21 protein-coding genes, 1 tRNA gene and 1 riboswitch are annotated in these 21570 nt (G+C 45.5%); of the genes, 9 read left to right on the forward strand and 13 right to left on the reverse strand.

Annotated features, from left to right (window positions below; genetic code table 11):
* Positions 1 to 102: 102 nt before the first annotated feature.
* The 3 genes from WMO62_RS11110 to WMO62_RS11120 are packed head-to-tail and all read right to left on the reverse strand — an operon-like array spanning position 103 to position 3543.
* Positions 103 to 915 carry a CheR family methyltransferase gene (locus WMO62_RS11110; protein WP_349144677.1) on the reverse strand — a complete coding sequence of 271 codons (813 nt, stop codon included), beginning with the start codon at positions 913 to 915 and terminating at the stop codon, positions 103 to 105.
* 39 nt (positions 916 to 954) lie between these two features.
* Complete coding sequence (locus WMO62_RS11115) at positions 955 to 1434, reverse strand: chemotaxis protein CheW (protein WP_349144678.1); 480 nt, start codon at positions 1432 to 1434, stop codon at positions 955 to 957.
* A gap of 24 nt (positions 1435 to 1458) precedes the next feature.
* Complete coding sequence (locus tag WMO62_RS11120; protein ID WP_349144679.1) at positions 1459 to 3543, reverse strand: chemotaxis protein CheA; 2085 nt, start codon at positions 3541 to 3543, stop codon at positions 1459 to 1461.
* Positions 3544 to 3632: 89 nt separating this feature from the next.
* Between WMO62_RS11120 and WMO62_RS11125 the strand changes: the two genes are divergently transcribed.
* Positions 3633 to 5051 carry a hypothetical protein gene (locus WMO62_RS11125; RefSeq protein WP_009266758.1) on the forward strand — a complete coding sequence of 473 codons (1419 nt, stop codon included), beginning with the start codon at positions 3633 to 3635 and terminating at the stop codon, positions 5049 to 5051.
* Positions 5038 to 5385, forward strand: coding sequence for an EscU/YscU/HrcU family type III secretion system export apparatus switch protein (locus WMO62_RS11130; protein WP_009266757.1), 348 nt, complete (start codon positions 5038 to 5040; stop codon positions 5383 to 5385). Before WMO62_RS11125 ends, WMO62_RS11130 begins: the two co-directional genes overlap by 14 nt.
* Before the next feature lie 87 nt (positions 5386 to 5472).
* Here WMO62_RS11130 and WMO62_RS11135 read toward each other — a convergent pair whose 3' ends face one another.
* From WMO62_RS11135 to WMO62_RS11145, 3 genes are all read right to left on the reverse strand, one after another.
* Entirely contained in the window at positions 5473 to 6099 is a 627-nt protein-coding gene (locus WMO62_RS11135) for a PilZ domain-containing protein (protein ID WP_349144680.1), read from the reverse strand.
* A 239-nt stretch (positions 6100 to 6338) separates the two neighbouring features.
* Entirely contained in the window at positions 6339 to 7541 is a 1203-nt protein-coding gene (locus tag WMO62_RS11140) for a flagellin N-terminal helical domain-containing protein (RefSeq protein ID WP_349144681.1), read from the reverse strand.
* A gap of 215 nt (positions 7542 to 7756) precedes the next feature.
* Positions 7757 to 8014 carry a hypothetical protein gene (locus WMO62_RS11145; RefSeq protein ID WP_349144682.1) on the reverse strand — a complete coding sequence of 86 codons (258 nt, stop codon included), beginning with the start codon at positions 8012 to 8014 and terminating at the stop codon, positions 7757 to 7759.
* Positions 8015 to 8114: 100 nt separating this feature from the next.
* Between WMO62_RS11145 and WMO62_RS11150 the strand changes: the two genes are divergently transcribed.
* Positions 8115 to 8191 (forward strand) — tRNA-Ser (locus tag WMO62_RS11150).
* Between the two features lie 125 nt (positions 8192 to 8316).
* Here the strand turns inward: WMO62_RS11150 and WMO62_RS11155 are convergent.
* The 4 genes from WMO62_RS11155 to WMO62_RS11170 form a co-directional block, all read right to left on the reverse strand.
* Entirely contained in the window at positions 8317 to 9438 is a 1122-nt protein-coding gene (locus WMO62_RS11155) for a DUF362 domain-containing protein (RefSeq protein WP_349144683.1), read from the reverse strand.
* 96 nt (positions 9439 to 9534) lie between these two features.
* A complete protein-coding gene (locus WMO62_RS11160) occupies positions 9535 to 10455 on the reverse strand; it encodes a PepSY domain-containing protein (protein WP_349144684.1) in 921 nt (306 codons plus the stop codon).
* Positions 10456 to 10537: 82 nt separating this feature from the next.
* The gene (locus tag WMO62_RS11165; protein ID WP_349144685.1) at positions 10538 to 11968 is read right to left on the reverse strand and encodes a sensor histidine kinase; all 1431 of its coding nucleotides are present in this window, start codon (positions 11966 to 11968) and stop codon (positions 10538 to 10540) included.
* Positions 11965 to 12645 carry a response regulator transcription factor gene (locus tag WMO62_RS11170; RefSeq protein WP_117499355.1) on the reverse strand — a complete coding sequence of 227 codons (681 nt, stop codon included), beginning with the start codon at positions 12643 to 12645 and terminating at the stop codon, positions 11965 to 11967. The genes WMO62_RS11165 and WMO62_RS11170 overlap by 4 nt, the downstream gene beginning before the upstream one ends.
* Positions 12646 to 12780: 135 nt before the next feature.
* Between WMO62_RS11170 and WMO62_RS11175 the strand changes: the two genes are divergently transcribed.
* The gene (locus tag WMO62_RS11175) at positions 12781 to 13539 is read left to right on the forward strand and encodes a sulfite exporter TauE/SafE family protein (protein WP_349144686.1); all 759 of its coding nucleotides are present in this window, start codon (positions 12781 to 12783) and stop codon (positions 13537 to 13539) included.
* Between the two features lie 35 nt (positions 13540 to 13574).
* Here WMO62_RS11175 and WMO62_RS11180 read toward each other — a convergent pair whose 3' ends face one another.
* Entirely contained in the window at positions 13575 to 15170 is a 1596-nt protein-coding gene (locus WMO62_RS11180; protein WP_349144687.1) for an MBL fold metallo-hydrolase RNA specificity domain-containing protein, read from the reverse strand.
* 276 nt (positions 15171 to 15446) lie between these two features.
* Complete coding sequence (gene typA, locus WMO62_RS11185) at positions 15447 to 17270, reverse strand: translational GTPase TypA (protein ID WP_118439842.1); 1824 nt, start codon at positions 17268 to 17270, stop codon at positions 15447 to 15449.
* Between the two features lie 227 nt (positions 17271 to 17497).
* Between typA and WMO62_RS11190 the strand changes: the two genes are divergently transcribed.
* The 5 genes from WMO62_RS11190 to WMO62_RS11210 all read left to right on the forward strand — a co-directional run bounded on the left by WMO62_RS11190 (position 17498) and on the right by WMO62_RS11210 (position 21148).
* Positions 17498 to 18124 carry a single-stranded DNA-binding protein gene (locus tag WMO62_RS11190; protein ID WP_117499665.1) on the forward strand — a complete coding sequence of 209 codons (627 nt, stop codon included), beginning with the start codon at positions 17498 to 17500 and terminating at the stop codon, positions 18122 to 18124.
* A gap of 78 nt (positions 18125 to 18202) precedes the next feature.
* Positions 18203 to 18697 carry a cob(I)yrinic acid a,c-diamide adenosyltransferase gene (locus WMO62_RS11195; protein ID WP_118717171.1) on the forward strand — a complete coding sequence of 165 codons (495 nt, stop codon included), beginning with the start codon at positions 18203 to 18205 and terminating at the stop codon, positions 18695 to 18697.
* A gap of 50 nt (positions 18698 to 18747) precedes the next feature.
* A riboswitch (Lysine riboswitch) is annotated at positions 18748 to 18923 on the forward strand.
* A 95-nt stretch (positions 18924 to 19018) separates the two neighbouring features.
* Positions 19019 to 19918 carry a 4-hydroxy-tetrahydrodipicolinate synthase gene (dapA, locus tag WMO62_RS11200; protein ID WP_118627484.1) on the forward strand — a complete coding sequence of 300 codons (900 nt, stop codon included), beginning with the start codon at positions 19019 to 19021 and terminating at the stop codon, positions 19916 to 19918.
* 1 nt (position 19919) lies between these two features.
* Positions 19920 to 20687, forward strand: a complete 768-nt coding sequence (gene dapB / locus WMO62_RS11205; protein WP_349144688.1) for a 4-hydroxy-tetrahydrodipicolinate reductase — start codon at positions 19920 to 19922, stop codon at positions 20685 to 20687.
* An 86-nt stretch (positions 20688 to 20773) separates the two neighbouring features.
* Entirely contained in the window at positions 20774 to 21148 is a 375-nt protein-coding gene (locus tag WMO62_RS11210) for a hypothetical protein (RefSeq protein ID WP_117499661.1), read from the forward strand.
* A 43-nt stretch (positions 21149 to 21191) separates the two neighbouring features.
* On the opposite strand, the gene WMO62_RS11215 is transcribed toward WMO62_RS11210, so the two are convergent.
* Positions 21192 to 21542 carry a RidA family protein gene (locus WMO62_RS11215; RefSeq protein ID WP_118512035.1) on the reverse strand — a complete coding sequence of 117 codons (351 nt, stop codon included), beginning with the start codon at positions 21540 to 21542 and terminating at the stop codon, positions 21192 to 21194.
* Positions 21543 to 21570 lie beyond the last annotated feature (28 nt).

The raw sequence follows: 21570 nt of genomic DNA on the forward strand, positions 1-21570 counted from the left end.
CTTTCATTGCGATTTGATAAATCTAAATAAGAAAAGAGAATGCCACACTTTCTCTGAAAATTTAGAAAGACAGTGTGGCAACTACTGACAGGATTTTTTGGATTACTCTTTCCGGTAAGTTGCAGGTCGGAGATATTTGTAAGGCGTACTTTCTTTGTTCAGGCTTTCCGAATGACCGATCAATAAATATCCTCCCGGATTCGTAGCGTTGTAGAAACGGTTCACAAGGGAATTTTTTGTTTCCTGGTCAAAGTAGATCATCACATTCCTGCAAAAAATAACGTCAAATTTTAGACGAAAACGAATCGGATCCATAAGATTAAAAGTACGGAATATCACGTTAGATTTAATTTCCGGCGATACTGTGTAAAGTCCCGGCGAACCTGCGGAACGGAAATATTTACTTTTCCATCCGGCAGGCAGGTTTCTTAAGGATGTCTCGTCATATACCGCGTTGGCTGCGGCTTTCAATGCATTCTGGGAAATATCGGTCGCAAGGACGCGGGTATCCCACATGGATGCTTTTGATCCGAGATATTCTTTTAAAATCATTGAAATGGTATATGGTTCTTCTCCGGAAGCACAACCGGCGCTCCAGATACTAAGCACACGGTCTTTTTTCGTCTGGAGCAGATAAGGCAGTATCACATCTGTAAAAAACTCAAAATGAGATTCCTCACGCATGAAGTAAGTGTAGTTTGTCGTAAGCTTGTTTAACATCAGTTCCAGATCTTCCGGTTTCTGGTTGCGGATCAGATGATCCACATATGCCTGAAACGACGGAAAACCCATGGATAAAATCGTGTTTGATAATCGTCCGAGAATCAACTGCTTCTTCTTTGACAGATCGATCCCATAATTCTGCTTGACAAATCGTACAAGGCGTTGAAAGTCAGTTTCGGTAATTGTTAGCATTGGTCGGACTCCTTTTTATGTATACTGAAGATATAAGGATCAGTAAACCCGGGCAAGCTGTTCGTGATTAAGAAAAAGGAGCACGGAGCGTTCGCTCAGCGAGATCATCCCATTGATCAGTTCCTGATGATTTTCCGTCGGAACAGGAGAAATCTGAGCTTTGTCAATGTCGATGACTTGCTGTACCGAATCTACAATGATGCCAAGGTTGGTATCATCAATGTTCAGGACGATGATACAGGTTGTACTTGTATAGTCGATGGACGGTTTGCCCATGCGGAGACGGATATCAATGATCGGGATGATCTGTCCCCGAAGATTGATGATTCCTTTTACATAATCCGCCACCAGTGGAATGATGGTGATCGTATGGTTGGTAATAATCTCTGTCACATAATTTGTGCTGACTCCAATGGTAAGACCATCGGACATAAATGTCAGAAACCGTTCTGTGGAAGTTGGAATATCCGTTACGGAATCCTCTGCGATGGAGTCAATTGCTGTATTTTCATTTGACATGGTCAATCCTCCGATTTCAGTAATTTAGTATTGATTTTCTGAGACAAGGTAGAGATTCAGGATGTCCAGTATGATACTGATGTTGCCGTCGCCCAGGATCGTACAACCGCTGATCCCGGAATCTTTGATGTTGAAATTGTTCAAGTAAGCAGGAAGCGGTTTTACAACAACCTGTTGTTCTCCAAGCAGCTCATCTACGAACAGACAGTAAGATTTGTCGCTCGCCTCTACCCAGATCAGAATACCGTCTTCGATATTCGTGATGTCTGTTTCGATATTGTATAAATCATGGATCCGGACGATCGGATAAAACTCATCCATACACTTGATGATCTCATTGCCGCTGGCGTCCAGAATGATGGATTCTTTCTCAGCTTTGAAAGACTGCCGGATATTGGCGATCGGGATCGTGAAGATGGATTTTCCGACAGAAATCTCCATACCATCTACGATCGCGAGCGTAAGCGGGATCTTCAAAGTGGTACAGCTTCCTTTTCCAAGTTCGCTGGTGATGGAAATGATGCCGCCGACCGATTCTACGTTCTTCTTCACAACATCCATGCCGACTCCACGACCGGAGAACTCGGTAACTTCCTCGTTGGTAGAAAAACCGGGAATCATCAGAAGAGATAAGATCTCTTTCTGGGAATATTCGCTGGCAGGCTTTGTGAGAAGACCGTTGCGCTCTGCCTTTTCCAAAATCTTTACAGTATCCATACCGCGACCATCGTCCCGCACGGAAATAATGACCTCGCTTCCGGTATGTATTGCGGAAAGGACGATCTCTGCCTGCGCAGGCTTTCCGGCGGCGATCCGTTCTTCCGTAGTCGGTTCGACCCCGTGATCCATGGAATTACGCACAATGTGCATGATCGGATCGCTGATACTGTCCACGATACTCTTATCGATCTCGGTGTTCTCCCCTTCGATCGTAAGCCGTACGTTTTTATTTAATTTCTTCTTCATGTCACGAACGATCCGGTTCATCTTCTGGAACGTACCGGAGACCGGAACCATTCTAAGAGACATCGCGATGTCCTGTAAGTCATCGGTAAGCTTGCGGAGCTGTCGGGTAGACTTCAGGAAACTGTCCAGTTTCAGATTCTGGATCTCGGGAGAAGAAGTCACCATAGATTCTGTGATCACGATCTCACCGACGATCGCCATGAGGCTGTCCAGCTTGGAAAGACTGACGCTGATCAAACTCTGCTTTGCAGGAGTTCCGGAAGAGGACGCAGCAGAGGAAGCGCTGCCTGACGCAGGGGCGGAAACGGCAGACGGATGAGAAGCATTCACCTGTTCTTTTGGCTTTTCCGCTGTGTTTTCTCCCGGCGCAGACGCCGCAGCGTGATCAAGGACTTCAAAGCTAGAGACGCTGTTGATCTCCTTGATGACATTGACGGCAACCTCTGTCAGTTCCCGGGATTCCGGGCAGACATAAAAGCCGTGTTCCTGTATAAAGTCGATCGTGTCTGAGTTGGTTTCCACATCAGCAGGATAAAACAGGAATGGAATATCCATCTCCTGAAGCGCTTTGATCACCATGAATGCGCGCAGGTTCTCCATGCCGCATCCTTCCTCGAACATGATCTTGATATACTGCGGGTAAGTTCCCTCCGGAAGAAAATCGGGAGACAACGGACCGCTTTGCGCAGAAGAAGACTTCGCATCAGAAGCAGCTCCTCCGGTCTCTTTTGCGGAAGCGTTCTTCCCGCTGATTTTTTCTAAAAAACTATTAATATCTGTAATGACACTGTCGATATTAGTACTAAGGGGTTCATTGTTCTCCAGCTTTTCAACTTCGCTGCGCAGAGCGTCGGTTGACTGGAACATCAGATTGAACAGGTCATTTTTATGGGACTCGCTCAGGGCATCAAGTCCATTTTCGCGAATATAGAAGAACAAGTCCTCGATATGATGCGCGATCTCCATCAAAGGAGAGAATTCCATCATAGCAGAGGAACCTTTGATCGTATGCATGATGCGGAAGATTTCATTGACGTCGTTCGTTGTAAAATCTTCATTTTTTTCAGCTTCTATCAAAAGTTCATCCAATTGATCTAATAAAGTGTTTGTTTCATAGAGATACATTTCAAGCATGTTATCCATAATATAAGCACCGCCTTATGTTTAATACATTTTTAATATCGTCAGGCAAATGTGAAAAGATAAGAGAAAATTATAGAGTAGGTGAAAAAATGTCAAATATTTTAAAAATTTCCACGCCAATCTCAGGGTATGAGAACAATGTGAGCAAACAGGATCCGCAGATGAAAAATGATGTCGGGATCAAAAATCCGGTGAATCCGGACAAGGTCGTGCGAGCCGACAGTCGTGCCGAATATGGGAATGAACGTGGCGTTCAGCAGGGACTTTCTTATGAATCGAACTTTGGCAATTTTGTCCGTACATTGGCAAATATCCCGCGGGCAAGTGAGATCATGTCGAAAATGTTGTTCTCGGGAATGAGAAACGTGATCGAAGCAGGGATCGGAACCGGCATGGCGGAAGAGATCCATATGCTTTTGGGGATGTTGGAGATGGATCCGCAAAAGTTAAAAGAATTTTTGAAGAGCCAGATGAATGGTTCCAATAAGATGAAAGGCTCTCTTTTTGAACTGCTGCGCGGCGTGATGAAAGAAGCGGGAAGTGTGGAACTCAAAGCGGGGATCCTTGACTTTTTGAAAAAATATAACGATATGTCTTCCGGAAAGCATATCATGACCAACATAAAAGGGGAATTAAAAGAGATTGAAAGCTATATGTTCCGAAATGAACGGGCAGGCCTGCAAAGACTGACGCAGCAGTTATTACCGCATAGTCAGGAGAACATGGAGAAGAATATCAAACTTCTGAAATCAGATATTATCCCATTTCTCGGAAATTATATTTCGGAGACGAGGAATCTGGGCAAGATCAGGGATTTGATCAACTTGCTGACGTTTAATACTTCCCGTTATGAGAATGGTAATCTTGACGGTGTGGTAGACGCGTTCAAACGGCTGTCCGATTTTCCGGCGTTCCGCAGACATTTTGCAAGCATGGACAGAGCAGAGATCCGTGAACTGTTCCAGAATATTGATTTTGACCGCGCGGCAGGCAAGGAGGAATGGTCGGAGCAATTCCTTTCGTTACTCCGTATGGGAGCAGAGGGAAAAGCCGGGATTGAAAATAAAGAAGATTTTATGACGCTGCTCCATGGAATGTTGATCAATGAAAGCGTGTATATGCCGGTTCTGCATGTAACGCTTCCGTTTATCCTGGATGGAACTCCGGTGTTCTCGGAAATCTGGCTGGATCCGGATGATTCGTCAGGTGGTGGAGAGACGCCCGGAGAAAGCGGCGTGAAATTACTTTTGAAATTCGACATGAAAGAAGTGGGATTTTTTGATATTTTCTGTTATTATGAGGAGGGGAAAATGGATCTTCTTCTTCACTATCCGGAAAATCTGCTTCCAAAGGAAAAAGAGATCCGTGAGGGGATCGCAGACATTTTGAAAAAGAATGGAATGGAGATCCGCTATCTGGCAGTAGAACAGGGAAAAGAATCCATTCCGGTGTCGGCTGCGTTCCCACAGATCTATGAAAGGAGAAATATGGTAAATGTCACAATATGATACACTGGAACAAAAAGCAGTTGCATTGAAGTATGATGAGACGCAGAACTCTGCGCCGGTGATCGTTGCATCCGGTATGGGATATGTCGCTGAAAAGATCGTTGAGATCGCGAATGACAATGGCATTCCGGTTTATGAGGATAATTCGTTGGCTACGGTACTGGCACAGATGAAACTGGGGAAAGAGATCCCGCCGGAATTGTACCAGACGATCGTGGACATTTATGCTTATTTTTTAAGATATGTTCCGAAACATGCGGATGAGACACAAGAAGCAATACGAGAAGAAACAACTGCGGAAGAAGCGCATAGCGAGGAAGTTAAGAAAAAATAACAGAATCAGGATCAAAAAGAGGGACTGCCTTATGCAAACGCTGCGTCGGGCGAATGTCCCTCTTTTTCTTATGTAGATTTACCGGAATCACAGACGGCGGTGAGATTTACTCTGGATCAGATTTTCCTTGAAAATGAAACCGCGAAGCACAGATTCGGCTTGCTGGGGAAGATCCAGAAAACGGCATCCGTAACAGTAAACGCCGGGAGTTCTTGCAGGATATCTTTTCAATATGAGTGCGGTAATGAAAACCGGTTCAGCCCCTTTTGTAAATATAAAAGAAAAGGTTTTATCAACCTGAAACTCCTGGTCAGTAATAAATTTCAAACCGCCGACGCTGATGTCCACAACGGAAATTGTTGTGTTTTTAGATGTACCTTGTGGAACGATGGTCAGAGGAAAAGAGAGATCGATGCGTAATTCCGTACGGTAATCCGGTAAATCCAAAGTCTCTGTTTCTGTTAAATACCATGTCCGATCAGTCTGGGGAACATAAAATTCGTTAAAAACACCGGTGGTTGTACAAAGGAATGAAGTATAGTCATTCGGGGCTTCCCCGGGCATCAGATAGACTTGCTTTGGAAGTGGACTTTCCGGGGGGGAAGAAAAAATAAATGTATAGGAAGCTGGATTACGGGTGTACTTTATTTTCGCAAGAAAGCGGGAATCAGTTGTGTAGAGCATCCCAATTTCTGCATTGATTAATGGGTTCATATAAGTGCCTCCTGAAACTATAATATAGGATATGGGTATATTATATCGGATATAAAAATAATGGTCAACAGCTTTCTGGTGAAGCGGAAACGTGATATTTTAGAACGATCTATTTCCTAATTTATTATATGAGTGTGATGGACGGTTTATGACAAAACAGCGGGAATATTTCGTGAAAAGGAAAAGACTTCCGAGAAATCCCCGGAAGCCTTTTTGATAAAATAGGGTGTGTGTATGTATTACTGTAATAACTGAAGAACTCCCTGCGGAAGCTGATTTGCCTGTGCAAGCATTGCCTGAGAAGACTGAACAAGAATGTTGTTCTTTGTATAAGCCATCATCTCATTTGCCATGTCTACGTCACGGATCCGGCTTTCAGCAGCGGTCATGTTCTCAGCTGTTACACTCAGGTTGTTGATCGTGTGCTCCAGACGGTTCTGGATCGCACCAAGATCACCACGAGTAGAAGATACAGAGTTGATTGCAGACTTGATCTTGTCAACTGCAGTCTGTGCTCCAACCTGTGTGCTGATGTCGATATCAGCGATTCCAAGAGCCTCCGCATGCATATCGCCAACAGAAACTGCCATCTGGTTGAAATCTGCGGAAGTATCACCGATCTGAAGTGTTAAAGACTTTCCTTTTGCTGGTGTCGTTGTGGCTGTTCCTGCGAAGCCGTCACCAGTCGTTAAGGCAGTTGTACCTGCACCTGTTACCGTAGCGCTTGCAAGAAGACTGCTCATTTTTGCCCGATCTTCTTTTGCAACATCGTCAATATTAGCATTTGCCAATGCTTCCTTGATCGCAGATGCGGAGTGAGCCACAGTAGCGTCCATTTTCAGTGTGATCTTGCCGTCAGCACCAACTGTTGCTTCAATCTTATCTTTGGCGCTGGCTTTATGCTCTAATGCTACGCTGATGTCATTGCCTTTGAACTGCTCAGCAAATGTAAATTTCAAATCAACTGCAGCGTTTGTACCTGCTTCTGGACCGTTCAGTGTAGTTGTTGTCTTTGTAGACAGGGAACCGTCTAACAGGTTGATTCCGTTGAAGTTTGTAGAGTCTGCGATACGGTCAATCTCATCTTTCAGGGAAGCGATCTCTTTCTGCAGGTTTGCACGGTCTACTGCGTTGTCGTATGTTCCGTTAGCGGACTGGTCAGCCAGCTCTACCATACGGTTCAGCATGGAGTGAACTTCTGTCAATGCTCCCTCTGCTGTCTGTACAAGAGATACGCCGTCCTGCGCGTTCTTCTGTGCTGTGTTCAGACCTGTGATCTGTGCACGCATCTTTTCGGAAATTGCAAGTCCTGCTGCGTCGTCTCCGGCACGGTTGATCTTATAACCGGAAGATAATTTCTCTAAGTTCTTGGAAACTGCACTGTTGTTTCCTGTTAAGTTTCTGTAAGAGTTCAATGCTGCGATATTGTGCTGAATTCTCATTGTAAAATTCCTCCTTGAATTAAAATCCTGCCGGAAATCCTTTTCCGGCTTTGCTTCTGTCAGTGATTGTTATAAAGTAAAGAGGAATACTCCAGACTGCCGGCAAGTGTCTTGATAAGTACACCTTTTTGGACTTCATAAAATCACTGTACACCTATATTATCGTTAGGTAGATCAAAAACTTAAGTATATTTTTTAAGATTTATTTTTTTCTTTTAAAAGTTATGTATTTTGATACTTTGTTGTTTTTCATATTCTGAAATTTTTGTGTAGAGCCTACTTCTGCCTATATTACAAATCTCTGCAAATTCATGGATCGTTAGCTGCTTTTTTCGCCAACGCTGATAGAGTTCCGGGAAATTCTGCGGGAGTGTACTTCGGGGTTTCCCAAATCTTACTCCGCGCATTTTTGCGGCGGCATTTCCTTCTGCCTGTCGCTGACGGATTGTTTCACGCTCGTCTTTTCGTAACAATAATATCTCCGGATTTCAGTTTTTTTAACATGGACTTGATTCTGAAAATGTTAGGTCAATCTGTAGGTCAATCAACCTATATGAATGACTGGAATAGCCTGTGGTTACAAGGGAAATCAGGTGTAGTAAGACGGACTCTGACTCCGTCATTTCAAGGTTCGAATCCTTGTAGCCCTGCTACTTGAGAGCTTTCCTGAAAAGGAAAGCTCTTTTTTACGTTGTACAGATTTTGGAAAAAGGAAAGCTCAATAAAAAAGCATCGATGTACACCTTCAGGATGACATCGATGCTGTTAGACTTTATCAGATCTCTTTCAATTCATAGGAACGGCTTCCAAGGCCGATCTTCTCACCCTGATCCAGGGTAGCTTCCCACTCTACATTCGGATTGGAATCCTTGAAATGATTGTGGTGGCAGACCCAGTCGGGTTTTGCCAGATTTTCGCCGAGCTGGCTGTTGGCGATTGGAGTTGCCTTCAGGCAGGCATCAGCACAGGCCTGATCCAGCGCGATCGGGTCAAAGCTTGCGAACATTCCGATATCCGGCAGGATCGGCGCGTCATTTTCACCGTGACAGTCACAGTTAGGGCTGATGTCCTGAACCAGAGAGATATGGAAGCAAGGACGGTCGTGACAGACAGCTTGTGCATATTCTGCCATCTTGCGGTCCAGAAGCTCGTTAGCGCTGTCATTCGGATTGTAGACTGCGTCAAAGCTGCAGGCTCCGATACAACGGCCACAGCCTTTGCATTTATCATAATCAATAACGGCTTTTTTGTTCGGATAAGAGATAGCATCACTTCCGCATTCTTTGGCACAGCGTTTGCAGCCACGGCACAGATTTTCATCAATAGCCGGTTTTCCACTCTTGTGCTGTTCCATTTTACCGGCACGACTTCCACAGCCCATACCGATATTCTTAACTGTACCACCAAAACCGGTAGATTCATGACCTTTGAAATGGGTCAGACTGATGAAGATATCTGCATCCATGATAGCGCGGCCGATCTTTGCGGTTTTACAATACTCACCGTTTACAACGGGAACTTCGATCTCGTCTGTTCCGCGAAGTCCATCTCCGATCAGAATCTGACAGCCAGTGCTGATGGTGTTGAATCCGTTCAGGTTCGCACAGTCCAGGTGTTCCAGTGCATTCTTGCGGCTGCCCGGATATAGTGTATTACAGTCAGTCAGGAACGGCAGTCCCCCCTGTTCCTTACATAGATCTGCCACTGCTTTTGCATAGTTGGGGCGCAGGAATGCCAGATTGCCCAGCTCACCGAAATGCATTTTGATAGCTACGAACTTTCCATCCATGTCAATATTGCGGATACCGGCAGCAATGCAGAGCTTTTTCAGCTTGTCAATCTGGCTGGTGCCTACCGGACATCGGAAGTTAGTAAAATAGACAGTTGATTTTTCCAATATCATACCCTCCTGTGTGATAACATAAAAATGACAGCTATATAGAAGTTTTTTCTATATAGCTGTCTAAATTATACTACGAAACGAACTGTAAAATCAATCATCGTAATCATCGTAATCATCATGATCGTCGTAATCATCGTAATCATCATGATCATCATGATCGTCATGATCATCGTAATCATCGTAATCATCATGATCGTCATGATCATCGTAATCATCATAATCATCATAGTCTGAATCAGATTTCAGGACGGATCCGGTTATGGCATCAATCTCATATTCATATTCCACATGATTATTGAAAAATTCAATTTCATAGATGGTACGGCCATCCTCATGATCCAGCTTCGCCTTGGAGAAAGTGACATCAGCTGTCTGAAAGCCCGCATGGCTGACAGCGGTTGCCTTTGCAGTGTCGATACTGATCTGCTGAGCCTGAGCTGGAGCAGATTGCTGGGTCTTAACAGAGGCAGATTGCTGAGCCTGAGCTGGGGTAGACTGCTGAGCCTGAGCTGGGGTAGACTGCTGAGCCTGAGCTGGGGCAGATTGCTGAGTCTGAGCAGGAGTAGACTGCTGAGTCTGAGCAGGAGTAGATTGCTGAGTCTGAGCAGGAGTAGATTGCTGTGTGTCCTGTGGTGTCGATGGTGTTGTTGTTTTTTGAGCTGAAGAGATCGTTGGATCAATCAGATCCTGCTCTTTTTTTACGATACTTCCATCGGAAGCCTTGATCCAATATTCGTATTCTGTTCCATTAGCAAGAAACTCGACTTCATAGATGAATTGTCCCTGCTCAAAATCAAATTCAGTGCGAATACCTGTGGCGGAAGTTGGATCAACACCGGCATCGGCAAATGCGAAATTCTGTGCATTTCCGGAACCAATGGAAGTATTTCGTGCAACGGTCTCTGTGGCAAAAGCAGTGCCGGTACCTGCCAGGGCAAGAATAGCGACAGCAACTGCAGAAGAGGTAAGTGCTCGCTTTCGAGTATTAAAAAACTGTCTGATCTGTAACATAAAGATCTCCTTTCTGTCGGGAACTGTAAATAGTTGTTCGCCGGGCTTGTTTTGTTTGTAATAACAGCATACTACAGAAAGATTAGAGAAACATTAGAACGGTAAAAATACTTCCATCGTCAGGAGCGCTCTTTACAGTTACTGTTCCATTATGAAATTCGGCGATCTGTTGAACCATGGACAGACCAAGACCGGTGCCTGCTCCGGAGCGGGATGGATCAACCTGATAAAAACGCTGGAAAATATGTTTCTGCTCTTCTTTGGAAATGCCAATGCCGTCATCTTCCACAGAAAGAGAGAGCGATCTGCGTTCAGATGCATCGGTGTCATTCGAATGCAAACGAACCAGGATATGGCCGTTTTCTTTTCCGTACCTGTATGCATTGGAGATCAGATTGGTCACAAGACGACTGAGCAACTGGGGATTACCATAAATATTGATCTCAGGCTGGATATCTGCAGTTAACTGTATTCCTTGCTGACGGATCAATGCCATATCATCGCAGAGAGAGGTAGTCAGTGCTGACAGATCTACATTCTGCTTCGGATACCGGTCCGGGCGCATTTCCAGACGGGTATAATCCAGCATGTCATTAATCAGCCGGGACATACGTTTTCCCTGACGCTGAATAGTCAGGAATGCAGTGCGGCTGGATACAGAAGTCTCAGGATCACTCAGAGATAGCTCGCATTGAGCGAGAATTACAGACATAGGAGTCCGAAGCTCATGGGAAGCATCAGAGGTAAATTGTTGTTCGGTCTCGAATGCCTGGTCCAGACGTTGGAACATATGATTAAACTGGTCTGCAAGCTGATGGAGTTCATCTTCGCCGCGGTTCAGTTCGATACGTTGCTTCAGGTCATTTCCAGTGGAAATATGAAGTGCAGTATCTGAAATCTGTCGGATAGGTTTTAGAATCTGTCCGGAAAAAAGGTAACTGATGAGAACAGATAGAAGGATCAGTACAGGCATAAGGATCAGAGACAGTCTGGTAATGGATGAGAGTTCGGCATGACCTTGATCTTTTGATACGACTCCGCGAAGCCATAGATCCTGGCAACCTGTTTTTAACATCCGGTCAAAAATATAATATTTTGTATGATCTGCATTGACCGTTTGTATTACAGAATTCTTGAATTCAACAGACTGACTGGCAACAGCAATGGGATTCTCGCCGTAGATCAGTTCCTGATCCTGGTTGTAGAGAGATGTGAATACACCATTGATCTGTTTTAAAAAATCATCATCAACTTCCAGAAATCCTGATTTATAGGGAAACAACAGATCCACATGATTAGTAAAATCAGGATCCGGTTGGATTTCATCCAATGTCTCATAATATTCTATTTCATCTACATTTCGCTCTACATTTTCAATCAGGTTATCACGAACAGTCTTTTGAATGACCTGGTGGCTGACAGAAAAAACGATGAGACAGGAAAGCGTAGCCATCAGTGTCAGGGCAACTGTGAAGAGCAAAGTGATTTTCGTGCGAATTGACCATTTTTTCATGAATCAGTATCCTCCCGGAGGACGTAGCCGCGTCCTCTGACAGTGTGGATCAGGTGCCGCTCATGTCCGGAGTCAATTTTTCGTCGGAGATAACTGATATAGACATCGACCACATTTGTTCCACCTTCGTAATCGAAGTTCCAGATATGATTTTCAATTTTTTCCCGGGAAAGAATCAGTCCTTGATTGTGCATAAGGTATTCCAGCAATGCATATTCTTTTGAAGAAAGAGTGATCTCTTTGCCCGCACGGGCAACATGGTGTGTAGAGCAGTCCAAAGTCAGATCTCCAACAGAAAGAATATTTGAGATCTGACCATGCGAAGTGCGCAGCATGGAACGCAGGCGGGCACAGAGCTCTTCCAGCGAAAATGGTTTGATCAGATAATCATTCGCTCCACTATCAAGTCCCTTGACCCGGTCAGAAACGGAATCCTTTGCAGTCAGAAACAGGACAGGTGTGTCATCATTCCTTTGTCGGATGAAAGATAGAACAGCAAATCCATCTGCTTTTGGCATCATAATATCCAGAATGACAGCATCATATTTTGTATAGGTCAGAATATCCATAGCTTCCTGTCCGTCATAGCAGTTGTCTACGCTGTATCCGTCCTGTGTAAGCTTTTGTACAAGAATGTGGTTCAGATCTTTTTCGTCTTCTGCAATCAGGATTCTCATAATGGTTGTCTCCTCTTCTCATAGGTTGTTTTTATCATACAATATGGACAGAAAGGTGTAAAGGCTGTACATTCCGGAAGAAAACCGGTATAATGGACAAGTTGAAAAAATTGGATACAAATGAGGGGATTGAGAATGGAATTACATGTGACAACTTTTTTGATCGTATGTCCGCTGGTGTTCCTTGCGGGTTTTGTGGATGCCATCGGTGGTGGCGGAGGATTGATCTCGCTTCCGGCCTATTATCTGGCGGGAGTGCCCATCCATCATGCGATCGCAACCAATAAACTGTCATCAGCTACCGGTACGCTGATCTCGACGATAAGGATCGGAAAGTCGGTAAAGATCCGTTGGAAACTGATCGCTCCGGCCGTAGTGATGGCATTGATCGGATCATATCTGGGAACCAGACTGAGTATTCTGACAGATGAGAAGATTCTGCGTCAGGTCCTGTTGATTGTGCTTCCAGTGGTAGCATTTTTCGTACTTCGGAAAAATTCACTGATATCAGAAAAAACGGAGCGCCTGGAACCGAAAAAGGAGCAGCTGATCGTCTGGACCAGTGCATTGATCATCGGTACATATGACGGATTCTACGGGCCGGGAACCGGCACATTTCTGCTGATCATGTTCATGGGGCTGGCACATCTGACATCCATGGAGTCGGCTGCCTATACGAAGATTCTGAATCTAAGCTCCAATGTGTGTTCGATGGTGACATTCTTGCTGGGCGGGCATATCCTGTTACTTCTGGGACTGACTGCATCGGTGTTCAGCATTGCAGGACATTATGCGGGTGCTGGTATGGTATTAAAAAATGGGACGAAAGTTATCCGTCCCATTATTCTGGTAGTGCTTGCACTGCTGTTTATTAAAATAATCTTTAATCTGTAACGAGAAAGAGCCGCGCAAAAACGCGGCTCTTATGCTTATCTGTCCCATTTGTCGCAGAGGGAGTTGATCTGGCTGATAAATTTGGCAAGATCCTTGTTGGCTCCGCCTTCGTTGTGGTAGATAACCTGCATCAATCGTTTTCCGGCCTCGATCAGACGGGCATAAATATCGGATTTGCGTTTTGCAGCAGGCTTTTCGGCTGCTACAGGGATCTTCAGTCCTTCTTTGATCCATTCGCCGGTGGCAAGATCAAACAGTGCGCCTGAGAATGGTGCACAGGCAGGAATCTGATGCTCATCTGTCAGGCATTCTGCAAAATGATCACAAGTCTCATCCTCACCGTGGACTACAAATACCATCTGCGGCTTCGGAGAGAAGGCTTCCACCCAGTGAAGCAGGCCGTTCTTGTCTGCGTGCCCACTGACGCCGTCCAGCTGTGCCAGCTCGGCTTTTACTTCGATGGTCTCACCAAAGAGCTTCACATATTCAGCTCCCTCCGTCAGAGCGCGTCCCAGTGTTCCATAAGCCTGATAACCTACGAAGAGGACAGCACACTCCGGTCTCCACAGATTGTGTTTCAGGTGATGTTTGATACGACCGGCTTCGCACATACCGGAAGCAGAGATGATCACCTTTGGTGTGGAGTCAAAGTTGATGGCTTTCGACTCGTCGCTGGAGATGGCCAGGTGAAGATTCGGAAAACGGATGGGGCTGATACCGGACTGGATCAGTGCCATAGCTTCTTCGTCAAAACAGGACTGGAAATTCTTGTTAAAAATGGATGTAGCCTCTATAGCAAGCGGACTGTCCACGTATACCGGAAAATCAAACTCTACCAGCTTTCGTTCTTTGATCTCCCTGATAAAATACAGCATTTCCTGCGTGCGGCCCACTGCAAATGCAGGGATGACCAGATTGCCTCCCCGACGTAAGGTACGGTTGATCACATTTGCCAGTTCCACCGCATAATCCGGTGGAGCCTTGTGAAGGCGGTCGCCGTAGGTGGACTCCATGATCACGTAATCTGCGGAGCTGGTAGTCTGTGGGTCTTTGATCAGTGGTTGATTGATATTTCCAATATCGCCGGAGAAGACCAGTTTTCTGGAAATGCCGTTCTCAGTGATCCATATTTCAATGGAAGCGGAACCGAGCAGATGACCCACATCTCGGAAACGAATGTTGATGCCTTCGCTTAATTCGATGGTCTGCTCGTAATCACAGGGATGGAACAAAGAGATGGCTCCCAGTGCATCCTCTGTAGTGTAGAGCGGTACATATTCCTCGCTGCCGGCACGTCTTGCTTTACGGTTACGCCATTCTGCCTCAAATTCCTGAATATGAGCACTGTCGCGGAGCATAATGCTGCACAGGTCACTGGTGGCAAAGGTAGAGATAATGCTGCCTTTGAAACCATTTTTATACAGAAGTGGCAGACGACCCGAATGATCGATATGTGCGTGTGTCAGTAGAACATAATCGATCTGATTGATCGGTATAGGAATATCCTGGTTTACATAAATATCTTTGCCCTGTTCCATTCCGCAGTCGATCAGGATCTGTTTTCCGCAGGCTTCCAGATAGTGACAACTGCCGGTAACTTCATGGTCGGCACCTACAAATCCAAGTTTCATGCAAAATCCCCCTTTGCGTCTTTGTTATCATTATTGTACCAATATATGCACAAAGAAGCAACTGACAGAAGCAATAAAACTGTCAATTTGACGGAAATAAAATGAATTGTATGTAAAAAAGAGGCAGGTAAGCTGTGAAAAGGAACCGCTTTCGCTAAGTCCTCGATCCAGCGGTACTAACCTTCGACCTTCGCCTTTGGCTCGGTCTTAGGAAGTACCGGGACTGCGGACGTTCCTTTCACATGCTTACCTGCCTCTATTCACATACAATTTATTCTATTTCCGGAAAGATGCTCTCTTTCTCAGGGTCGGATCAAGAATCTTCTTACGGATACGAAGGGACTTCGGAGTGATCTCCAGAAGCTCATCAGTATCAATGAATTCCAGTGCCTGCTCCAGGCTTAAGATCCTTGGCGGAGTCAGCTTCAGTGCCTCATCTGCACTGGAGGAACGGGTATTGGTCAGCTTCTTGGTCTTGCAGACATTGATCTCAATATCCTCTGCCTTACCAGTCTGTCCGATGACCATACCAGCATATACTTTTACGCCAGGTCCGATGAACAGAGCGCCACGCTCCTGCGCATTGAAGAGTCCGTAAGTGATGGACTCGCCAGATTCGAAAGCGATCAGGGATCCCTGCTTCCGGTACTGAATATCTCCCTTGTACGGCTCGTAACCATTGAAAATGGTATTCAGAACGCCGGTACCCTTGGTATCAGTCATGAACTCACCACGGTATCCAATCAGTCCTCTTGCCGGAATGGAGAATTCCAGACGGGTGGATCCATTGCTGTTGGTGTGCATGTTGCGAAGCTCACCTTTTCTCTCGCCAAGCTTCTGGATAACACTTCCGGAGAATTCATCATCTACATCGATGTAAGCAAGCTCCATTGGTTCCAGCTTCTTACCGTTCTCATCATAGTGATAGAGAACCTCTGCCTTGCTGACGGAGAACTCGTAGCCCTCACGGCGCATGTTCTCGATCAGAACGGACAGATGAAGCTCACCACGACCGGATACTTTGAAGCTGTCGGTGCTGTCGGTCTCTTCCACACGAAGGCTGACATCGGTGTTCAACTCTCTGAACAGACGATCTCTTAAGTGACGGGAGGTTACAAATTTTCCTTCGGTACCAGCCAGCGGACTGTCATTGACGTTGAACTGCATGGAGATGGTCGGCTCGGAGATCTTCTGGAACGGGATCGCATCCGGAGCTTCCGGGGAGCAGAGGGTATCACCGATGTGCAGATCAGAAATACCGGAGATGGCAACGATGGAACCGATGGTTGCACTCTGTACTTCTACTTTATTTAAGCCATCAAATTCATAGAGACGGCTGACTTTTACTTTGCGCATCTTATCCGGATCATGATGGTTAACGATCACCACATCCTGGTTCACGCTGATGGTTCCACGGTCTACTTTACCAACACCAATACGACCAACGTACTCGTTGTAGTCAATGGTGCTGATCAGTACCTGGGTCGGTGCCTCAGCATCCCCTTCCGGAGCCGGAATGTAATCCAGAATGGTATCGAACAGCGGGGTCATGTCTTTGCCCTGCACCTCCGGATCAAGGGAAGCATAACCAGCTTTTGCGGAAGCATAGACAAACGGGCAGTCAAGCTGCTCATCGCTGGCCTCAAGGTCCATCAGAAGTTCCAGAACTTCGTCTACTACTTCAGCAGGACGAGCCTCTGGACGGTCGATCTTGTTAATACATACGATAACCGGCAGGTTCAGTTCCAGTGCTTTCTTCAATACGAATTTGGTCTGCGGCATGGATCCTTCAAAAGCATCCACAACAAGGATGACACCGTTTACCATTTTCAGTACACGCTCAACCTCGCCGCCGAAGTCTGCATGACCTGGGGTGTCGATGATATTGATTTTTGTATCCTTATAAAAAACAGCGGTATTTTTGGAGAGAATGGTGATTCCTCTTTCTCTCTCAATGTCATTGGAGTCCATGACTCTCTCAGCTACTTCCTGATTGGCACGGAACACACCGCTCTGTTTCAGAAGCTCATCGACCAGAGTGGTTTTACCATGGTCTACATGAGCGATGATGGCAATATTTCTTACATCTTCTCTCTTCATATTTAACCTCTTCTTTGTATCTTATAACGTTTCTGTCCTGTTTAAATCCTACAAATTTAATAGTGTAACACAAATTCCCCAGAAAACAAGCTTTTTCTTGCAGTTCCGTGAAATTTTTTGAAATGTATATTTTTTGAAATAGTTGGAATATTTGGTAAGGACCATGAATATATTTTACAGACAAAAGTACGAGAGACACTTCGTCAAAAGGAAGGGAGAACAAAAATATGTCGGATAAGATTATTGAAAACAACCAGGTGTCCATTATCGGGGAGGTTGTGTCGGGGTTTGTGTTCAGTCATGAAGTCTTTGGGGAAGGCTTCTATATGCTGGATGTATCGGTCAGAAGACTCAGCGACTCCTGTGATGTGATACCACTGATGATTTCAGAAAGACTCATTGATGTGAATGCAGATTACAGGGGTGCCTGCATCCGGGCGGCCGGACAGTTCCGGTCTTACAACAGGCATGAAGAGAAGAAGAACCGGCTGGTGCTGTCAGTCTTTGTGCGGGAACTGGAATTCATGGATGAGGAAGTAGAGAATTCCAAGACCAACCAGATCTTCCTGGATGGATACATCTGCAAGGCGCCGGTTTATCGGAAGACACCGCTTGGAAGAGAAATTGCGGATATTCTGCTGGCGGTGAACCGTCCTTATGGAAAATCGGACTACATTCCGTGTATCTGCTGGGGAAGAAATGCAAGATTTGCTTCAGGTTTTGAAGTGGGAGGCCACACGCAGATCTGGGGACGGATCCAGAGCAGGGAATATATGAAGAAAATAGATGAGACAGAGAGCGAGCGCAGGATCGCCTATGAGGTGTCTGTAAGCAAGCTTGAGTACCTGGAGTAATACTTGCATTTCTTATATACCTGGTGTAAGATAGACGAAAACAGCTAATTGTTTGGAGTCAGGAATAGAGAGGGTACTATGAGAGAGGGTAAACTTCAGATATATTGCGGAAGTGGAAAAGGAAAGACGACGGCAGCGTTGGGGCAGGCCATCAAAGAAGCCAGCCTCGGGCGTTCTGTATTCGTCGTTCAGTTTATGAAATGCCGGAAGGCAGATGAGGAGATCAGCTTTATCCAGCGGCTGGAACCGGAGATCAAGTTATTCCGTTTTCAGCGGAGAGAGGCGGCTTTTGAAGATCTGGCACCTGAAGAGCAGCAGGAAGAGATCATGAATATGAAGAATGGTCTGAACTTTGCAAAGAAGGTGCTGGCTACGGGAGAATGCGATGTGCTGATCCTGGATGAGGTCCTGGGACTGGTGGAGCAGGGGATTGTATCAGCAGAGGAAGTGCATGAGCTTCTGGGGGAGGCTTCTGACACTACAGAGCTGATATTTACAGGCATTAAGCTGTGTCCTGAGATGATGGACTGGGCGGATGATGTCTATCAGATCACTGCCTTGAAGGAATCTTAAGGGCTTGTTGACAAAGCATCTGGAAGATGCTATATTGAAGAAAATTGAACAAAAGAGATAGAGGTCGCGTGAATCATCAGTAGACGGTCGGATGCAGCAGAGGCACTGGAAGACAGCCGAAAGGGGTAAGCGCCGAAAGGCCGGATATTCTGCAAGTCCGGATCTTGGGCATGTGGTCAATAACCATATGACTGTCATCTGGAACAGATGGAGCGCTATCCGGACAATCAAGATAAGTAGTAAGAATCTGGAGAGGCGTATACTGGCACGCCTCTCTTCTTTTCATTTATATCAAAAAAGAAAATAGCAGGAGGAGAAGATATGTCTATTTTTACAGGTGCAGGAGTAGCAATTGTAACACCTATGAAAGCAAATGGCGAGGTGAATTATCCGAAGCTGGAAGAACTTCTGAATTATCAGATCGAGAATGGAACAGATGCGATCATCATCTGTGGAACTACTGGTGAGTCTTCCACGCTGACTCATGAGGAGCATCTGGAAGCCATCCGTTTTACGATTGAGAAAGTAGCTGGAAGAATCCCTGTGATCGCAGGTACTGGTTCTAATTGTACTCAGACTGCGATCTATCTGTCTCAGGAAGCGGAAAAATACGGCGCAGATGGTCTGCTGCTGGTATCTCCTTATTATAATAAAGCAACCCAGAAAGGTCTGATCGCACATTTTACAGCCATTGCCAATTCTGTAAAGATTCCGATCATCCTTTATAATATTCAGGGACGTACCGGTGTAAATATGACGCCTGAGACGATTGCTTATCTGACAAAACATGTAGAGAACATTGTAGCGGTGAAAGAAGCAAGTGGAAATATTTCCCAGATCGCCAAAGTGGCACAGCTCTGTGGTGACAGCTGTGATATTTATTCCGGTAATGATGACCAGATCGTTCCGATTCTGTCTCTTGGCGGAAAAGGTGTGATCTCTGTACTGTCTAACGTGGCTCCGAGAGAGACTCATGACATCGTAGCCAAATTCATGGCAGGTGACGTGGCAGGCAGTCGTGAACTTCAGTTAAAAGCACTTCCAGTTATTGAGAAACTGTTCTGTGAAGTGAACCCGATCCCGGTAAAAGCAGCTCTCAACATGCTGGGCTGGGAAGCAGGACCTTTACGTATGCCGCTGACAGAGATGGAGCCAGAGCATCAGGCACAGTTAAAGGAAGCCATGGCAGCATTTGGCATAAAAGCAAAAGGAGAAAACTAAGATGGTCAGAGCAATTATGCATGGCTGTAACGGCCATATGGGTCAGGTGATCACAGGACTGATCAAGGATGACCCGGAGATCGAGATTGTAGCAGGAGTAGATCCGGTAGACTGCCGTGACAACGGTTATCCGGTATTTCCTTCTATTGATAAATGTACGGTAGAAGCAGATGTGATCATTGATTTCACTTCTGCGAAGGCAGTGGATGGACTGATCGCGTACAGTGCAGAAAAAAAAGTTCCGGTTGTACTGTGTACTACCGGTTTAAGCGAGGAGCAGTTAAAGAGCCTGGAGGAAGCCAGCAGTCAGGTGGCAGTCCTTCGTTCTGCTAACATGTCCCTTGGTATCAACATGCTCATGAAGATTCTTCAGGACGCAGCAAAGATTCTTGTGCCGGCCGGATTTGATATTGAGATCGTGGAGAAGCATCACAACCGCAAGCTGGATGCACCCAGTGGAACAGCACTTGCTCTGGCAGATGCCATCAATGATGGCGTGCTTGACGGTGAATATGAATATAAATATGACAGAAGTCAGGATCACAAGAAACGTGAGAAAAAAGAGATTGGTATCTCTGCGGTACGTGGAGGAACTATTGTAGGAGATCATGATGTGATCTTTGCTGGAACGGATGAAGTGATCACCTTCAGTCACACGGCTTATTCCCGCGCAATTTTTGGAAAAGGCGCGATCCAGGCTGCAAAATATCTGGCTGGCAAACCGGCAGGCTTCTATCACATGAGTGATGTGATAAATGCACAGGTCTAAGAGTGTATTTTAGATAAATAAGCGTATAAAACAAAAAGAACTGTCCATATTAGTAACAGAAAGCTCAGAAAAAAGGAGAGACTATTATGAGACAGTTGAAAAAGTATGGACTTTATATGCTTCTGGCAGCTATTCTGCTGCTGACAGCAGCCTGTGGACGGAATAACACGAACAATGGAACCACTGCTGATGACAATATGGCAGGAACCACAGAAGACAGTAACCAGACCAATGAAAATGTAGATATTAACGACATTTTGTTTGATACAGATGGTGATGGTGTCTACGATCATACGGATGTGGATGGTGATGGACTGCTGGAAGAGATCGGCATGGATGCCAATGATGTGGTCAATGACGTGACCGGTGCCGGTGACTCTCTGGTGGACGGTATGGATGACGCACTGGACGAGGGCATGGATGGCGGACTTGATGGTGAGGGCGGAGCAGTGACTCCGTAAAAATAGAGCTGCACACTGATTTCACAGTGTGCAGCTTTTTAAATTAATCTTTTTTAACAGCAGTAACAACCATTTCTACTAAAATCTGAGGAGCAGCCAGAGCAGCTTCCACACATGCGCGGGCAGGCTCAAATCCAGGTTCTACCCATTTGTCGTATACTTCATTTAATCCGGAAAAATCTTCCATATTTTTCAAATAAATCTGAACCATGATAAGATGGCGCTTATCAGTACCATATGCAGCAAGAAGATCATCAATCTTTTTCAGAACTGCCTCCGTCTGCACTTTGATATCGCCGCCGTCACGGGATGTCTGACCACAGAAATAAATCGTATCTCCTGCAATCACTGCTTTGCTCATTCTTCCGTTTCCATCACAATGCTTGATCATCATAAAGATTCCTCCATTCGTAAATTAAAGT

This window comes from Hominiventricola aquisgranensis, assembly GCF_040096225.1.
Lineage (GTDB): Bacteria > Bacillota > Clostridia > Lachnospirales > Lachnospiraceae > Hominiventricola > Hominiventricola aquisgranensis.

Coding starts and splice junctions, on each gene's coding strand:
- WMO62_RS11110 (WP_349144677.1), bottom strand. CDS start 915: ATGCTAACAATTACCGAAACTGACTTTCAACGCCTTGTACGATTTGTC.
- WMO62_RS11115 (WP_349144678.1), bottom strand. CDS start 1,434: ATGTCAAATGAAAATACAGCAATTGACTCCATCGCAGAGGATTCCGTA.
- WMO62_RS11120 (WP_349144679.1), bottom strand. CDS start 3,543: ATGGATAACATGCTTGAAATGTATCTCTATGAAACAAACACTTTATTA.
- WMO62_RS11125 (WP_009266758.1), top strand. CDS start 3,633: ATGTCAAATATTTTAAAAATTTCCACGCCAATCTCAGGGTATGAGAAC.
- WMO62_RS11130 (WP_009266757.1), top strand. CDS start 5,038: ATGTCACAATATGATACACTGGAACAAAAAGCAGTTGCATTGAAGTAT.
- WMO62_RS11135 (WP_349144680.1), bottom strand. CDS start 6,099: ATGAACCCATTAATCAATGCAGAAATTGGGATGCTCTACACAACTGAT.
- WMO62_RS11140 (WP_349144681.1), bottom strand. CDS start 7,541: ATGAGAATTCAGCACAATATCGCAGCATTGAACTCTTACAGAAACTTA.
- WMO62_RS11160 (WP_349144684.1), bottom strand. CDS start 10,455: ATGTTACAGATCAGACAGTTTTTTAATACTCGAAAGCGAGCACTTACC.
- WMO62_RS11165 (WP_349144685.1), bottom strand. CDS start 11,968: ATGAAAAAATGGTCAATTCGCACGAAAATCACTTTGCTCTTCACAGTT.
- WMO62_RS11170 (WP_117499355.1), bottom strand. CDS start 12,645: ATGAGAATCCTGATTGCAGAAGACGAAAAAGATCTGAACCACATTCTT.
- WMO62_RS11175 (WP_349144686.1), top strand. CDS start 12,781: ATGGAATTACATGTGACAACTTTTTTGATCGTATGTCCGCTGGTGTTC.
- WMO62_RS11180 (WP_349144687.1), bottom strand. CDS start 15,170: ATGAAACTTGGATTTGTAGGTGCCGACCATGAAGTTACCGGCAGTTGT.
- typA (WP_118439842.1), bottom strand. CDS start 17,270: ATGAAGAGAGAAGATGTAAGAAATATTGCCATCATCGCTCATGTAGAC.
- WMO62_RS11190 (WP_117499665.1), top strand. CDS start 17,498: ATGTCGGATAAGATTATTGAAAACAACCAGGTGTCCATTATCGGGGAG.
- WMO62_RS11195 (WP_118717171.1), top strand. CDS start 18,203: ATGAGAGAGGGTAAACTTCAGATATATTGCGGAAGTGGAAAAGGAAAG.
- dapA (WP_118627484.1), top strand. CDS start 19,019: ATGTCTATTTTTACAGGTGCAGGAGTAGCAATTGTAACACCTATGAAA.
- dapB (WP_349144688.1), top strand. CDS start 19,920: ATGGTCAGAGCAATTATGCATGGCTGTAACGGCCATATGGGTCAGGTG.
- WMO62_RS11210 (WP_117499661.1), top strand. CDS start 20,774: ATGAGACAGTTGAAAAAGTATGGACTTTATATGCTTCTGGCAGCTATT.
- WMO62_RS11215 (WP_118512035.1), bottom strand. CDS start 21,542: ATGATGATCAAGCATTGTGATGGAAACGGAAGAATGAGCAAAGCAGTG.